This window comes from Paenibacillus tritici, from assembly GCF_018207515.1.
Taxonomy (GTDB): domain Bacteria; phylum Bacillota; class Bacilli; order Paenibacillales; family Paenibacillaceae; genus Paenibacillus_AQ; species Paenibacillus_AQ tritici.
This window is the reverse complement of record NZ_CP073365.1, coordinates 4,399,320-4,414,341: the sequence shown is the minus strand read 5'-3', so window position 1 is coordinate 4,414,341 and position 15,022 is coordinate 4,399,320. Positions and strand designations below refer to the sequence as shown.

Genomic DNA, 15,022 nt, shown 5'->3' with positions numbered 1-15,022 from the left:
GTTTGTATGATGCGCGAGTCCCGAAGAATACGAAGACCCGCTGTTTATGTTATGCCACCCAGACTAGAAAATACGATGCTTCCAGCCGTTCAGCTTGGCGACAGCCTCGACATAGTAATAGTCACCGTAGATCAGCGATACATCAACGAAGGAGTCGCCGCTGCCTGCACCATGGAGCAGAATCGCTTCATGCTCCGGCTGGTCCCAGGTGGCATAGTTCTCGGTCAGTGAACGCAGAATCCGCTCTGCGGCATTTGCGTAGAGGCTTTTCTCGCCAAGCGGCACGATGTCAGCCAGCTCCAGTAAGCCGGATGCCGCGATTGCTGCAGCGGAGCTGTCTTTGAACATCCGCTTGTCGTCTGCCAGCCGGAAGTCCCAGTAAGGCACATGATCCTCCGGAAGAGCAGAGATGAAGTAATGGGCAATCCGCTTCGAAGTATTCAGGAAACGTTCATCCCCGGTGTGACGGTAAGTGTTAATGAAGCCGTACAGTCCCCAGGCAGCCCCCCGGCTCCAGCAGGATTCAGCGGAATAGCCCTGACCGCCGAAGTTCTCGATATATGCGCCAGTCTCGGCATCGAAGGAGAGGATATGCTTGGTCGATCCGTCTTCACGCACCCCATACTGCATCGCAGTCTCCGCATGGCTGACCGCAATATGTCTATAACGCGGATCGCCAGTCACCTTGCTTGCCCAGAACAGCAGGGAGATGTTCAGCATGCAGTCGATAATCACCCAGCCGTGTTTGTCCTCATTCCAGGCGCGGATGAACCTGCCAACCGGATTGTAGCGTGCGGCCAGGAAGTTCGCGGCCTCTAGGCCCCGGCGCAGGCCATCCTCATCCCCGGTCAGAACGTTCTTGATTACGGCTGTGGCCAGGAACTGGAAACCAACATCATGATGCAGCTCCACGGTCGGCTTAACGAACCATTGTTCCAGCGTCTCATCCCAGGGCCAGGCCGCATCCTTATAGTGGTCCTTACCGGTCATATCATGCATAATCCAGAGCATCCCCGGCCAGAAGCCGGTTGTCCACCAGTCGGAGGCGATATCATCGAACTTACCATCTTCTCCGGCAAAATGCGGACATTTCCCCCCGATCTGCTCGATCATCCGCGTAACCTTCGTATCCAGCCGGTTCAACACTTCCTGCCAATATGCTGTGCTCATCACTGATGCCTCCATTAATTAGAATATGGCCTCAGTATAGCGTCCTATGCTTATAGAAAGTTGCACTTTGATATGAAGAAATATTGTTATATTGTCATATGACTACATGTTCCCTTTCCGGTACTTCAGCGGAGTGGTCCCGAGGACCCGCTTGAACAGCTGATTGAAATAGGAGGCGTTCGGGAAGCCGACGGCGATGCCGATCTGCTCCACAGGCATATCGGTAGTTCCGAGCAGCCGGCAGGCCTGCTTGAGCCGCCGGGCGGTGAGATAGTCGACCAGACGGCCGCCCGTTTCCTGATGAAAGATCCGCGAGACATAGGATTTCGAGAGATGAGTCTCCTCCGCAAGCTGATCCAGATTCACCTCTTCCTGATAATGCGCCTCTATCCAGTTCATGATCTGCTCCGAATACCGGAGATTCCGCCGTTCTCCGGTATGGATCAGAGACTGCCCGCCTGTTCCCAGGCAGCTGAGCAGCTGCAGGAGCAGCATCGTGATATCCTCAGCATCCTCCTCTAAGGATTGGTTCCGGCACTGGTTGTAGTTCTCGTAGACCCATTCCATAGTCTCGAAGCGGTCCCCGAGATCAAAGCCGCAATACGGGTTGTCCCCCTGCCAGAGAGCAGAGAATAATGCCTTACGCTTGCTGAAGCCCTGAAGCAGATTCTCGGCAATATGGGGATCGAGATAGAAGATCGTGCGTACGAATGGGCGGGCGGGTGACACTTCTGAATAGATCCGGTGCAGCTGATACGGCTGGAAAAAGAAAAGCATGCCCGGCCGGATATCATACATCTGCTGATTCACAACAATGTTGCCCTGCCCGCCGTGTACGAGCATGATTTCACAGCACTGATGCCAGTGGTAATATCCTTTGTAATGGTCATCCGTATAGATGCGGTAGTCCCAGATGAGAGACTGCCGGTTCGCAAACAGAACAGGTTCGAATAGCTGTTTCATAACACTCTCTAATGCCTCCAACAAGACAAAATACAAACATTTTATTATAACCCATTATAACTTTCTGCTCTCTCAGCGGCTACAATAAAAACGGGGATTCTTCAATAGAATCCAAGAGATACAATTCATTCTGTAACTTACATTAATCAGGGGGTAACATTTATGGCTCCAATCATTGTTAATCCGGTGCTGACCGGCTTTCATCCCGATCCGTCTTTCCTCAGGGTAGGGGATGATTATTATATCGCAACCTCCACCTTCGAATGGTTCCCCGGTGTGGAGATTCATCATTCCCGTGATCTGGTACACTGGCATACGCTTACCCGTGTGCTGACCGAGACCTCACAGGCCGACCTGCGCGGCAACGGAAGCTCCGGCTCCATCTGGGCGCCGGCACTATCCTATGACAACGGCTTGTATTACCTGCTGTATACGGATGTGAAGTCCCGCTCAAGTGTCTATAAGGATCTGCATAACTATCTGATTACTGCTGCCAGTCTTGAAGGACCCTGGAGCCCGCCGGTAAGGCTGAACGGCAGCGGGTTCGATCCGTTCCTGTTTCATGACAGCGACGGACGCAAATGGCTGCTGAATATGCGCTGGGACTTCCGGCAGAATCACAGCAATTTCTCCGGCATCGTCATGCAGGAGTATGACCTTGAGAACGGCAGGCTGACCGGGCCTATTCATGAAATATACCAGGGGACTCCTGCAGGAGTAACGGAAGGACCGCAATTGTACAAGCGCGGGGATTATTACTATCTGCTGGTTGCCGAAGGGGGTACCGGAGTGAATCATATGGTCACGATGGCCCGCAGCCACAGCCTGACGGGACCTTATGAGACCGATCCGGATTACCCTATTATGACGACGGCTCATGATCTGACCTATGCCTTCCAGCAGGCAGGGCACGGCTCACTGGTGGAGACACAGTCCGGGGAATGGTACATGGCTCATCTGTGTACCCGCCCGATCCCGGGAACGGGCAAGCTCAATCCGCTGGGCCGGGAGACGGCTATCCAGCGCTGCGTATGGACGGAGGACGGCTGGCTGCGCCTGGCGCACGGCGGGAAGCTGCCGGCCCTGCGGAGCGAAGCGCCGGAGCTTTCCCCGCACCCGTTCGATGCCTTGCCGGAGCGGGATGATTTTGACGGCAGTGTGCTGGGTTATCCTTACCAGAGTCTGCGCGTACCGTTCGATGAATCATGGGTGAGCCTGCAGGAGCGTCCCGGCTTCTTACGGCTCCGCGGCCGGGAATCCCTGGCATCGCTGTTTGACCAGAGTCTGATCGGGAGGCCGATTCAGCATTTCTCCTGCACCGTGACTACCTGCCTGGAATTCAAGCCGGACAGCTTCATGCAGATGGCCGGACTGGTGCTCTACTATGATGACAAGGATTACTATTATCTGCGCGTAACAGCGGATGAGCTCAGAGGGGTGGCTCTAGGAGTCGTAATGTGTCAGGCCGGCAAATATGGGGAAATTTCCTCCATGCAGATATCGGTGAAGGACTGGGAGCGTTACTATTTGAAGGCAGAGATTAACGGCAGAGAGATTAGGTTCTACGCTTCGCGGGACGGGGAGGTCTGGACAGCGATGTGCACGCCGCTTGATTTCGGCACCCTCTCGGATGAGCATGGCGGCAAGCTGGGCTTCACCGGATCTTATGCCGGGATCTGCGCACAGGACCTGGACCAGCAGGCGAAGGCGGCGTATTTTGACTATTTCGAATATACAGGCGTGGACTTATCAGGCGGGCACGGCGTGTAGCTCTACAGCTTAGGAGGCAGCGGCGCGCTGCCTCACTTTGTATACTATGAGAATAAGCAGGGGAAGTCCGAGCGACAGAGTTAGATTCCAGTCCACCCAGAACGGGGGGATTTCTTTGACGTAGAAGATGATGTCCTTGGAGATGAGCTGAGACAGTCCGTAGATCAGGAACGCGACAGGGAAGATTAGAGGGCGGTGGCTTTTCAGGTTGAAGATTTGCGCGGTTCCGAGTACGAAGGCATAGAAGTAGAGTGCTGTTTTGAAATAGGTCGTGATAATCCAGGCCGTAGCCATAAGCGCTTCGAGCCGCTGCAGAAAGTTGGCGATATTGATTTTTTGGGCCAGGATATAGGCGGCATAGAAATTATGCTCGGAGAAATAGACGCCGAGAACGGTCAGCGAGAGAAAGAGGATCAGGTTCAGACCTGCTGCACCGAAGCAGAGCGCAATGAAGATATCACGGTTAATCTTACTGTTCTTGCGGGTGTAAGGATAGACCATGAAGAATACACAGATCTCTCCGAAGGGATAAAATACGCCGATCATGATCGTATGCAGCATATCCGGCAGGGGTGTAGTCATCATGGGATAGACACGGTCCAGCCGGACCTGCGGAAATAAGAGCACCATCAGGGCCACCAGGAATAAGGCAAACAGCGGAAAGAACACTTGCGCTGCCCGGCCGACCGTCTCAAGCCCCAGACGCAGGCCATACACCAGCAGAACAATGCTCATGAACCGGATCACTCCGCCGGGAGTTCCCTCGTAGATCTGGGTGCTCATGAAATCCTCAATCTCCCGGACATACGTAGAGGCCGCGATGATGAAGAAGAACAGATAGTACCCGCCTACCGCGCTGCCTAGCCATTTCCCCAGCACCAGCCGGCTGATCTCAATAATATTCTGGTCCGGACTGATATTTGCAACTACAACAAACAGGAAGACTAGTGCAATCCCCGGCGGAATACTGAACAAGGCGGCGATCCAGGCATCCTGATGGGCTTCGGAAGTCATGGCTGCAGGATAGACCAGGGCCATGTCCCCGATAAAAGTGAAAAGACCGAGGATTACCAACTGTGCTGTGCTGATCCTCTCTTTTTCAATACTCATCTCTATCCCCCCTTTACATGTGACCTCCAGGACCTATGAAACCGAAACTCCTCTTAGTATGGCATCCCCTTCCATAATTATGTGAATCCAGTACGGGTCTGAATTTGAGGAATAATTATCAAGCAATGCTACCAAACTAACCGGAATAGAATGTTCACGGGAAGGAGAGGTGGCCCGGATGAAGAGTACGGTGGAGGGGAAGTTATCCAGCCGGCTGGAGGTCAATCATGAACAGCTGTACAAGCTGCTGGGCGAGAGTACTGACCTGGTGAGAAAACAGCTGAAGCTGGGAGAGCATACGGAGCTGGCAATTTTTTATATTGATGGCCTGATAGATAATCAGCTGCTGCATAATTCGATTCTGTATTCGCTTCAGGAGGGACGGACCACGGCTCTCCTGGACGAACAGGACCCGGACAAGAAGATAGAAATCTTAACCACCCGTGTGCTAATGGCCGGCGATCTTACCGTGGTTCAGGATTACGCCGAGTTCGTACACGACCTGTTATCCGGCAACGTGATGCTGATGGTGGAAGGGACGGACTCAGCGCTGCGGATCGGTCTTCCCGGCTGGGAGGACCGCGGGGTAAGCGAGCCCAGCTCGCAGTCGGTGGTTCGCGGACCGATGGAGGGGTTCAGCGAGAATCTGCGGACCAACACTGCGTTAATCCGGCGCAAAATCAAAGACAGTCAATTGTGGCTGGAAACGATGCAGATCGGCCGCGTCACCCAGACCAGTGTCTCGATTATGTATCTCAGCCACATTGCGAATAAAGAGCTGGTGCAGGAAGTGAAGCGGCGCCTGAACAGCATTGATACGGACAGTATTCTGGAGAGCGGCTATATCGAGGAATTTATTCAGGATAAGGTGGCGACACCCTTTCCCACGATCTATAACAGTGACCGGCCGGATACCATCGCGGCGGGCATTTTGGAAGGGAAGGTGGCTATCTTAGTCGATGGCACCCCCTTTGTGCTGCTGGCCCCAACTGTATTTGTCTCCTTCTTTCAGTCGGCGGAGGATTATTACCAGCGGGCGGATATCTCTACCCTGCTGCGGTTCATCCGGTTTCTGGCTTTTTTTATCACCTTGTTTGCCCCTGCGTTCTATGTGGCTATCACAACCTATCATCAGGAGATGATCCCCACCAATCTGGTGATCAGTCTGGCGGCCCAGCGGGAGACGGTGCCGTTTCCGACTTTTGTGGAAGCGTTGATGATGGAATTGACCTATGAGATTCTGCGGGAAGCAGGCGTACGGATTCCTAAGAATGTGGGTCAGGCTGTATCCATCGTCGGAACGCTGGTCATTGGGCAGGCAGCGGTTGCGGCAGGGTTCATCTCCTCGGCTATGGTTATCATTGTATCCATTACAGCGATCTCAAGCTTTGTGATTCCTGAAGCCGGGATGTCTATCGCCGCACGAATAATCCGGTTTTTCCTGATTGCGCTGGCCGGGTTCATGGGGCTGTACGGAATATTGTGCGGAGTATTCTTAGTGGTGCTGCATCTCGTCAGCCTGCGCTCCTTCGGCGTTCCTTATATGAGCCCGCTGGGGCCCTTCCGGCCGGCAGACCTTAAGGATTCTATCTTCAGGTTCCCCTGGCCGTTCCTCAGAACAAGACCGCAAGAGAATAGAACACAGAATCTGCACCGCCAGAACAGATCTAAACGCGGAGGTTCCTGATATGACAAGCCGAATAAAGAGAGCCGTTGCTGTTTGCCTTCCCCTCCTGCTGGTTTCGCTGCTGCTTAGCGGGTGCTGGGAGAGGAAGGAGCTGAATGAACTGGCCTTTGTGCTGGCGCTTGGCCTCGATAAAGCGGAGAACGGCTACAACGTAACGATGCAGGTGGTCATCCCCTCCTCGATCTCTTCACAGAATGCGGGAGGAACCGGGGGAAGCGGGGTTCCCGTGGTTGTGTATAATTTTACAGTGCCCACGGTCTATGAATCCCTCCGCAAGTTCAATCTGATCAGCTCCCGTTCTCCCTATCTGGGCCATATCCGGGTGCTGGTGATCGGGGAAGAGCTGGCACGGGAAGGGGTGGGCGAGACGCTGGATGTGATCAAAAGAAGCCGGGAGCCGCGCATGGACTTCTATGTGATGGTTGCACGGAAGACAACTGCCGAGAATGTGCTGAAGGTGCTGACCCCGCTGGACCGGCTGCCGGCCACTAAATTATTCAGCTCCCTTGACAAGTCCTACAGGATTTCATCCAAGACCGTCGCGGTTACATTGGATCAATTCATCGAGGACCTGCTCCTCCAAGGGGAGAGTCCGGTATTAACCGGAGTGGAGGTGGAGGGTGATCCCGAAGCAGGCAGTGAGAAAAGCAATGTGGAACAGACGGACCCCAGAACGAAACTTCACTATGAGAGTGTGGCCGTATTCCGAAAGGATAAGCTGGTGGGCTGGATAGATGATAACTTAACGGTTGGCTTCAATTATGTGACTGATAATGTCACCAAGAATACAGGGCATTTCAAAGACGAAACCGGAAGCCTGATTATTATAGAGGCGCTTACCTCTGCTACCAGCCGGAAGGTGAAATTCATAGACGGCGAGCCGCATATTTTTTTGAGTGTGGAAACGTTATCCAATGTAGAGGAAGTTGAAGGCGCGGATAAGCTGGATACGGAGGCCAAGATCAGATCACTGGAAGAGAAGACGGAGGCCCGGACTGTAAAGCGGATGAAAGATGCTGTAGAGGGAATCAGCAAGCAGTTCAATGTGGATATCTTCGGCTTCGGCCAGTCCATATACCGCAAGAGCCCCAAGGCATGGGAGAGGCTGAAGGAACAGAAGGGAGAAGACTATCTCAGAACACTCCCTATCCATTACGAGGCTAGTGTAACGATCAACCGGATCGGTACGATTGATAATTCATTTCTTGACGAGATTAAGGAGTGAGGCTGTATGCTGCTGGTGCTGATGTTTGCTCTGATTGCCGCAGGCTGTGCAGCCATAGATCTGTCCTCCCTGAAGGGCAGGCAGAAGCGGCGTGACCGTGTGGTCTGGGGGCTGCTGTGGATCGTTGGAATGGCTGCCACGATATGCACGCTGCTCAAAATTCAGGTTCCCAGCCCGCTGCTGCTGATTATATTCATCTTCAAGCCGATCAATGATCTGGTATCTTCATGGTTCTGATCATGGGTTCGGAGCATCATAGCAGGTCTTCTAATGGAAGGCCTGCTGTTTGGCATGTTTGGGTAATTATCGTAAATGTCGAATTGAGATTGACGAATTGATTTTATAGTCGTATGATGTGTTATAAAGTTCCTGAGTAATAATAAGTAACTATATAATAAAATAATAAGAACGGGAGGAATGAAAGTGGAATCATCAACCTTTATACTTTTTGGCGCAACCGGGGATTTAGCCAAACGGAAAATTTATCCCGCTTTATATAACCTGTACACCGATGGCAAGCTTTCCGGTCCTCTCTCCGTCATTGGCCTGGGCAGAAGGGAAGTCTCGAACGGGGCTTTCCAGATGCAGGTGCTGGATTCCCTGCGCACCTTCTCGCGCCGTCCGGTTGAGGATACAGCGGAGCTGCAGCATTTCCTGCGGGCTTTTGAATATAGCGTGCTGGATGTTGGACGTCCGGAGGATTATGAGAAGCTGCTGGGACATGTACAGCGCCGGGAGGAAGAGCTGGGACTTCCGCAGAACCGGATGTTCTATTTATCTGTCGGTCCTGAATTCTTCGGGGAGATTGCTGTAAACATCAATGCCAGCGGCCTCGGTGATACCGAGGGCTGGAAACGCCTGATCATCGAGAAGCCGTTCGGACGGGACTTGCATTCTGCCCGGGTGCTGAATGACAGCTTGAATGCGGCTTTTGCAGAGGAGGAAATCTTCCGTATTGATCACTTCCTCGGCAAGCCGATGGTACAGAATCTGGAGGTGCTGAAGTACTCCAATCCTGTGCTGCGGGCGTTGTGGCAGAACCGTTATATCGCCAATGTCCAGATTACTGCGAGTGAAACGGTAGGGGTGGAGGAACGGGCGGGGTATTATGACAAGGCGGGTGCGCTGCGCGATATGTTCCAGAACCATATGCTGCAGCTGCTTATGATGATGGCGATGCAGCTGCCGAAGGGCAGTACACCGGAGGATGTGCGCAGCAAGAAACGGCATGTGATCCGCTCTGTACGTCCGCTGCTTGCCGAAGAAGTAACGCAGCATGTTGTGCGCGGCCAGTATGCAGCAGGGGAGATCCGCGGACAGCAGGTGCCTGCCTATACAGCCGAGCCCGGGATCGAAGCCTCTTCCCAGAATGAGACCTACATCGCTGCGCGGCTGTGGATTGAAGATCCGCTGTGGAAGGATGTACCCTTCTATATCCGTACCGGCAAACGCATGAAGGAGAAATCCACCCGGATTGTTATAGAATTCAAAGAGCCGTTTAATGATTTGCATAACAAGAACCGGAACAAGCTGGAGCTTGACCCCAACCTGCTGGTGATTGATATCGGCCCGAATGAGGGCATATCCCTGACGCTGAACACCAAGAACCCGCGTCAGCACGGTCAGCTTGAGCCGGTCAGCATCAGACACGAATCCGGTAATCCCGATCTGCCGGAAGCTTATGAGAATCTGATCTACGATGCTATGCTTGGCGATGCGACCTTCTTCGCCCATTGGGAGGAGGTAGAGTTGTCCTGGCAGTGGGTTCAGCCTATCATCGACGCAACCGCAGATGGCAGCCTGCCGCTGCATCTCTACCCCTCCGGATCGAATGGTCCGGAAGCTGCCGAGGAGCTGCTTGGTGAGTATCACTGGTGGCTGGATGAGCCGCAGAGCGGAGAGCCTGCCCGCGACCACCGGACGGCCGGGACAGAGCCGGAGGTAATCCGGCCCGGCGCGTAAGTAATAAGAATATAACGAAAAGCAAAAAAGGATCGGAGGGATTCATTATGAAAGTCGGGTTAATCGGTCTGGGCAAAATGGGCTTCAATCTCGGCCAGAATCTATTGGAGCATGCTCACGAAGTAGTAGCGTATGATGTGAATGCCGCTGCCGTGCAGGAGCTGGCAGAACGCGGGGCGTCTGGTGCGGCAAGCCTGAAGGAGCTGACGGGCAAGCTGGATTCCCCGCGTGTACTCTGGATCATGGTCCCCCATACATTTGTGGATTCAGTGATTGCTGAACTGACGCCCCTATTATCCAAGGGAGATATCATTATCGAAGCCGGGAACTCTCATTATAAAGAGTCCATCCGCCGTCATGACGAGCTTGGCGCCCACGGGATTCATTTCCTGGATGCCGGAACGTCCGGCGGAATGGAAGGCGCGCGGAACGGTGCTTGTTATATGGTTGGCGGAGATGAGGAGGCATGGGCGGTGGTTGAGCCGCTGTTCCGTGACACTGCAGTGGAGAACGGGTACCTGTATGCCGGCAAATCCGGGAGCGGACATTTCCTCAAGATGGTACACAACGGCATTGAATACGGGATGATGGCCGCCATTGGCGAGGGCTTCGAGGTGCTGGAGAAAAGCGGGTATGACTTCGACTTCGAGCAGGTGGCCCACGTCTGGAATAACGGCTCGGTGGTCCGCTCCTGGCTGATGGAGCTGATCGAACGCGCCTTCTCCAAGGACGCCAAGCTGGAGGAGATCAAGGGCATCATGCATTCCTCCGGGGAGGGAAGATGGACGCTGGAGACTGCATTTGACCTGCAGGCGGCGACTCCGGTCATCGCTATGGCCCTGCTCATGCGTTACCGGTCCCTGGAGACCGATACCTTCACCGGTAAAGTGGTCGCTGCGCTGCGCAACGAATTCGGCGGTCATGCGGTGGAGACGAAGTAAGACACGGCACAGCAGGCTGTCCCGAAAGTAGTTTTTCTATAAGACAGCCCTCGTCTCTGCTTTTGTCCTTTGTATTGGCTGGTTTCTAATTTTTGTCATGTTTTGTATCTGTATCTATTGCACTTTCTACAATAGATCTCTTTAAGATCTATCGATAAAGCGTCTGTTGCACTTTGTACATTAGATTTTTGTGAAAGTGGTCTTTTTACGCTTATACCCAGAAATCAAATGTATCAAATACAATAGAAAGAGTTTTAGGGCAAATTAATGCGAAATCTATTGCATAAAATGCAATCAGTGTAGATTAAGTGTAGGTAATACGGTGTTAACTCAACTTATCTCGTTGTGTACAGGCTGTTCCAAGTAGTCACTTCATGACTCTTGGGACAGCCTGTTTATTTTGTTTCCACTTGTGCTGATAAGCTTCGGTCTCGCAGGGCAGAATCAGACAACCCGCACGGAGCATATAAGTACAGAAACAGGAAATGGACGGGGGAGAGGACCGGTGTCCCAGAATCAGGAATTCAGAGTCTATCTGATCACGAAGCGAGATATTTTACGGTTTATTGTGGTTGAAATCATTATCGGCAGTATGACGTATAAGCTGGCTTTGAATCTTTTTCATAATTCCATCCTGGCAGGTGCCGGAGGCTGGGCTTGTACGGAAGGACTGAAGCGGCTGGTGAAGCTAACCGGCTAATGGGTAATAACGGGGATTCCCCGGACTGTCTATCTGATGTAGTATATATAGAAATAGATATAGATATAGACACAGATAGATAGAGGGAATGGTGATTCGCATATGGTTAACCTACTGGAAGTATTGAAGAAGGAGATTGTTCCGGCCGAGGGCTGCACGGAGCCGATTGCGGTGGCCTACGCCGTGTCTTTGGCGGCTGAGCTGGTTGAGGAAGAGATTACAGGGATCGAGCTGTTCCTCAGCGGAAATATCATTAAGAATGCTATGGGCGTCGGGATTCCGGGTACAGGCCAGACCGGGCTGCCGATTGCGGCTGCCTTGGGAGCGGTGGTGCTCCGGTCGCACCGTAAGCTGGAGATTCTGTCCGGGCTGACTCCGGGGGAGCTGGCTAAGGCAACGGATATCCTGGAGCGGAAGCTGCTGGAGGTTGAGCTGAAGGATACGCCAGAGAAGCTATATATAGAAGCGAGAGTGCGCAGCAAGAATCATACCGCAACAGCCATCGTGGCTAAAGAACATACGAACGTGGTGTTGTTGGCCAAGGATGGCAAACGGCTTGAGCCGAAGAGGGACAAGGCGGATTGCGAGGAGTCGCATACCCTGGACCCGGAGGTCTACTCGGTTTCACTGGAAGAGATCTATGAGTTCATTCAGACCACACCGTTCGCTGAACTCAGTTTCCTGCTGGAAGGGGCGAGAATGAATAAGGCGATCTCGGAGGAAGGGCTGCGCGGGGAGTATGGTCTCCAGGTGGGCCGGAAAATGAGCCAGCAATCCGCCCTCAATCTGTTCGGCGCGGATGTGGCGAACCGGATCATTGCCGCAACGGCAGCCGCATCCGATGCACGGATGGACGGCAGTGCCATGCCGGTAATGACGACGGCGGGCAGCGGCAATCAGGGGATTGCCTGTACCATGCCGGTCATTGCCCTGGCCGAGCTCCTCGGCAAGGATGAGGAGACTCTGGCCAGAGCGATGGCGCTCAGCAATCTGATTACCATCCATGTGAAGCATTACATTGGCCGTCTGTCCCCGCTCTGCGGCTCAGGCATTGCCGGTGGAGTGGGGGCGGGCAGCGGCATTGTCTATCTGATGGGCGGGACGCTGGCGCAGATCAAGCACTCCATCCAGAATACGATTGCCTCTACTTCCGGCATGATCTGCGATGGTGCCAAGCCAACCTGCGCGCTCAAAATCTCAACGGCAACGAATGCGGCCATTCAGTCTGCTACTCTTGCCATGAACAATATCTCTCCGAGTCTGAATGACGGCGTCATCTTTGAGAAGGTGGAGGATACGATCAAGAATATGGAGACACTGGTCCAGGAGGGGCTTGCCGCCACAGACCAGGCGATTCTGAATATTATGCTCTCCAAGGGAGCCGCTTCTTCATAGGGAGCAGTACAAGTGCTGGATGTCTCAGCGTTTAGCGTTTGTAATCCGGCTGCGGCAACGAAACGGGCTGTGGATTGGCAAGTACCCAATTCACGGCCAATTCGCATAATCTGGCCGGCTCATCATTGCCGTTGCCATGGCGCAGGTATCCGGCTAAATCCGCCGCTTCCTTCAGGTGCGTAGGGTCCAGAGGTGTGCCCGAGGCGAAGTGCAGGAGCAGCGCCTTCAGCATTTTACGGAAATCGGCATCCCAGTTGCCTCCGCCGTTATTCATGATTTCATGTGAGATCCGGCCGGTGATGCGAATGACCTCTCCCTGTACGGTGAGCGCATGTCCTGACGCCGGGATTAGTAATTCCCATAGCTCCTGGTGCTGATCCTGCCATCTTGTGCTGTTTACCTCGATCTTGGAAACGCCGTCATGCATCACCCGCGCTGCTACAGGCTCCACATCGAATAGCTTGTACAGTGAGTCCAGGGCATCTGCGGTTTCGCTTAAGCGCTCTTTATTGAAATTGGATCTGGCGAATTCAAAGCTCTTGCCGATATTCTTCACAGATTCCTTCATCTCCGGTGTGATCACCGCCCCGGCATCCAGCAGGATGTGCGAGATTTCCAGCATGTCGGCGATATCGCTATTCCGGCATTGCAAGAGGGCCTTAGACAGCGGGGTGTTCCCCGACTTATTCACCGCATGGACATTAGCGCCGTGGGCCACCAGATCCCGTACCGCCTGTGTGCGGTAATAGTTGACCGCCGCGTGCAGCGGGGTCTGATTCTGATAATCTACCGCTTCCAGCTCCGCACCAAGCTCCAGGAACAGAGGGATATTGCCGGACCAGGTTCCGGCCTGCGAATACAGCGGGGTGCGCTGATATTTATCCCTGGCGTTAATGTCGGCACCCTGCTCCACGAGCCAGCGGACCAGCTCATCCGGAATCTGCCGGATGCTGAGTGCGGGTTCTTTGTAGTATCCCAAGGTCGCATTCCATTCACAGTCGTCAAAGACAGCCTTCAGCGCAGCGATATCATTCGATTTAACCAGCTCACCAAAATTGGCGGGTAATGTTTTTTTCTTTTTGCCCATAGTCTGCTTCCGCTCCCTTATGAATAGTAGATTATATAGAAGATAACTTCCTGCTAGTTTATCAGTTTCAATACAGCACTTCCACATTCTTCTCCGACAAAAGCTTCAGCCAGGCATCCGATGGTCTGCGGTCGGTAATCAGCACATCAATCCGGCTTAGCTCGGCCAGGTTGGCAAAGGCGGTCTGGTCGAACTTGGTATGGTCAGCCAGCAGCACTACCTTCTGGGCCTGGCGCAGCATGTATTTCTTCAGCTCACATTCCGGTTCATTGGAATCGGTAACCCCGCGGTCCCTGTCAATAGCTTTGCAGCTGATCACGGCGGTGTCCACATTGTAGCGCTGAATGGTCTCATGGGCGACAGGACCCACAAGGGACAAGGAGCGGTGGCGCAGCGATCCCCCCGTAGAGATAATGCTCAGACTTGAACTGGCGAACTCGTGCAGAATGTTGATCGAATTCGTGATGATCGTCAGATTGCTTTTATTGCCCAGCAGCTTCAGGAATTCAAAAGAAGTCGAGCTGGGGTCCACCATCAGCGTATCCCCGTCATTAATCAGATTCAGCGCTTTGATCGCTATATTGCGTTTGATATCCGTATTGAGCGCACCCCGGGTCAGAAACGGCAGATCCTCATTGGTATGCCTGTTCAGCATGGCTCCGCCGTAGGTCCGGCTTACAATGCCATCCTTCTCCAGCTTCTCCAGATCTCTGCGTATGGTTTCCTCCGTTACTTCAAACATCCGGCTCAGATCGGATACAAGCACCCGTTTGTCCTGATGGACAAGGTCTATTATTTTTTTGCGTCTTTCGGCAGCGAGCATAGGTATCACCTTTCTGGAGTTGATAATCTAAATATAGACCGTAATTTCTGTGTTGTACAACAAAATTAACAGAAATCGTCCCTGAAAACCACATATAAGGTAGCTTATTCTTCGTAAAACAAACAATAAACAAATGAAAACAACATATTTGATGATTAATATGTTGACAACAAAGATTAACGGGAATAC

The 15,022-nt window shown here is 53.0% G+C and carries 13 protein-coding genes; 8 read left to right on the top strand and 5 right to left on the bottom strand.

Annotation, left to right across the window (positions count from 1 at the left end):
• Window positions 1-63: 63 nt before the first annotated feature.
• The gene (locus KDC22_RS18980) at window positions 64-1,170 is read right to left on the bottom strand and encodes a glycoside hydrolase family 88 protein (RefSeq protein ID WP_173133519.1); all 1,107 of its coding nucleotides are present in this window, start codon (window positions 1,168-1,170) and stop codon (window positions 64-66) included.
• Between the two features lie 102 nt (window positions 1,171-1,272).
• Window positions 1,273-2,133 carry an AraC family transcriptional regulator gene (locus KDC22_RS18975; RefSeq protein ID WP_211720007.1) on the bottom strand — a complete coding sequence of 287 codons (861 nt, stop codon included), beginning with the start codon at window positions 2,131-2,133 and terminating at the stop codon, window positions 1,273-1,275.
• A gap of 162 nt (window positions 2,134-2,295) precedes the next feature.
• Between KDC22_RS18975 and KDC22_RS18970 the strand changes: the two genes are divergently transcribed.
• Entirely contained in the window at window positions 2,296-3,903 is a 1,608-nt protein-coding gene (locus KDC22_RS18970; RefSeq protein ID WP_211720006.1) for a glycoside hydrolase family 43 protein, read from the top strand.
• Between the two features lie 9 nt (window positions 3,904-3,912).
• Here the strand turns inward: KDC22_RS18970 and KDC22_RS18965 are convergent, their stop codons facing one another.
• Window positions 3,913-5,013 carry a GerAB/ArcD/ProY family transporter gene (locus KDC22_RS18965; protein WP_211720005.1) on the bottom strand — a complete coding sequence of 367 codons (1,101 nt, stop codon included), beginning with the start codon at window positions 5,011-5,013 and terminating at the stop codon, window positions 3,913-3,915.
• 178 nt (window positions 5,014-5,191) lie between these two features.
• On the opposite strand from KDC22_RS18965, the gene KDC22_RS18960 reads away from it, so the two are divergent.
• From KDC22_RS18960 to KDC22_RS18930, 7 genes are all read left to right on the top strand, one after another.
• Entirely contained in the window at window positions 5,192-6,700 is a 1,509-nt protein-coding gene (locus KDC22_RS18960) for a spore germination protein (protein ID WP_211720004.1), read from the top strand.
• A 1-nt stretch (window position 6,701) separates the two neighbouring features.
• Window positions 6,702-7,925, top strand: coding sequence for a Ger(x)C family spore germination protein (locus KDC22_RS18955; RefSeq protein ID WP_211720003.1), 1,224 nt, complete (start codon window positions 6,702-6,704; stop codon window positions 7,923-7,925).
• Window positions 7,926-7,931: 6 nt separating this feature from the next.
• Window positions 7,932-8,162: a hypothetical protein gene (locus tag KDC22_RS18950; protein ID WP_246552751.1), complete on the top strand. Its 231-nt coding sequence runs from the start codon at window positions 7,932-7,934 to the stop codon at window positions 8,160-8,162.
• Between the two features lie 186 nt (window positions 8,163-8,348).
• Window positions 8,349-9,887, top strand: a complete 1,539-nt coding sequence (gene zwf, locus KDC22_RS18945; protein WP_211720002.1) for a glucose-6-phosphate dehydrogenase — start codon at window positions 8,349-8,351, stop codon at window positions 9,885-9,887.
• 47 nt (window positions 9,888-9,934) lie between these two features.
• Window positions 9,935-10,828: a phosphogluconate dehydrogenase (NAD(+)-dependent, decarboxylating) gene (gnd, locus tag KDC22_RS18940; RefSeq protein ID WP_211720001.1), complete on the top strand. Its 894-nt coding sequence runs from the start codon at window positions 9,935-9,937 to the stop codon at window positions 10,826-10,828.
• A gap of 505 nt (window positions 10,829-11,333) precedes the next feature.
• Complete coding sequence (locus KDC22_RS18935; RefSeq protein ID WP_173133545.1) at window positions 11,334-11,528, top strand: hypothetical protein; 195 nt, start codon at window positions 11,334-11,336, stop codon at window positions 11,526-11,528.
• Between the two features lie 102 nt (window positions 11,529-11,630).
• Window positions 11,631-12,923 carry an L-cysteine desulfidase family protein gene (locus tag KDC22_RS18930; protein ID WP_173133548.1) on the top strand — a complete coding sequence of 431 codons (1,293 nt, stop codon included), beginning with the start codon at window positions 11,631-11,633 and terminating at the stop codon, window positions 12,921-12,923.
• Between the two features lie 31 nt (window positions 12,924-12,954).
• On the opposite strand, the gene KDC22_RS18925 is transcribed toward KDC22_RS18930, so the two are convergent.
• The gene (locus tag KDC22_RS18925; RefSeq protein ID WP_211720000.1) at window positions 12,955-14,010 is read right to left on the bottom strand and encodes an ankyrin repeat domain-containing protein; all 1,056 of its coding nucleotides are present in this window, start codon (window positions 14,008-14,010) and stop codon (window positions 12,955-12,957) included.
• Between the two features lie 67 nt (window positions 14,011-14,077).
• A complete protein-coding gene (locus KDC22_RS18920; RefSeq protein ID WP_173133720.1) occupies window positions 14,078-14,833 on the bottom strand; it encodes a DeoR/GlpR family DNA-binding transcription regulator in 756 nt (251 codons plus the stop codon).
• Window positions 14,834-15,022 lie beyond the last annotated feature (189 nt).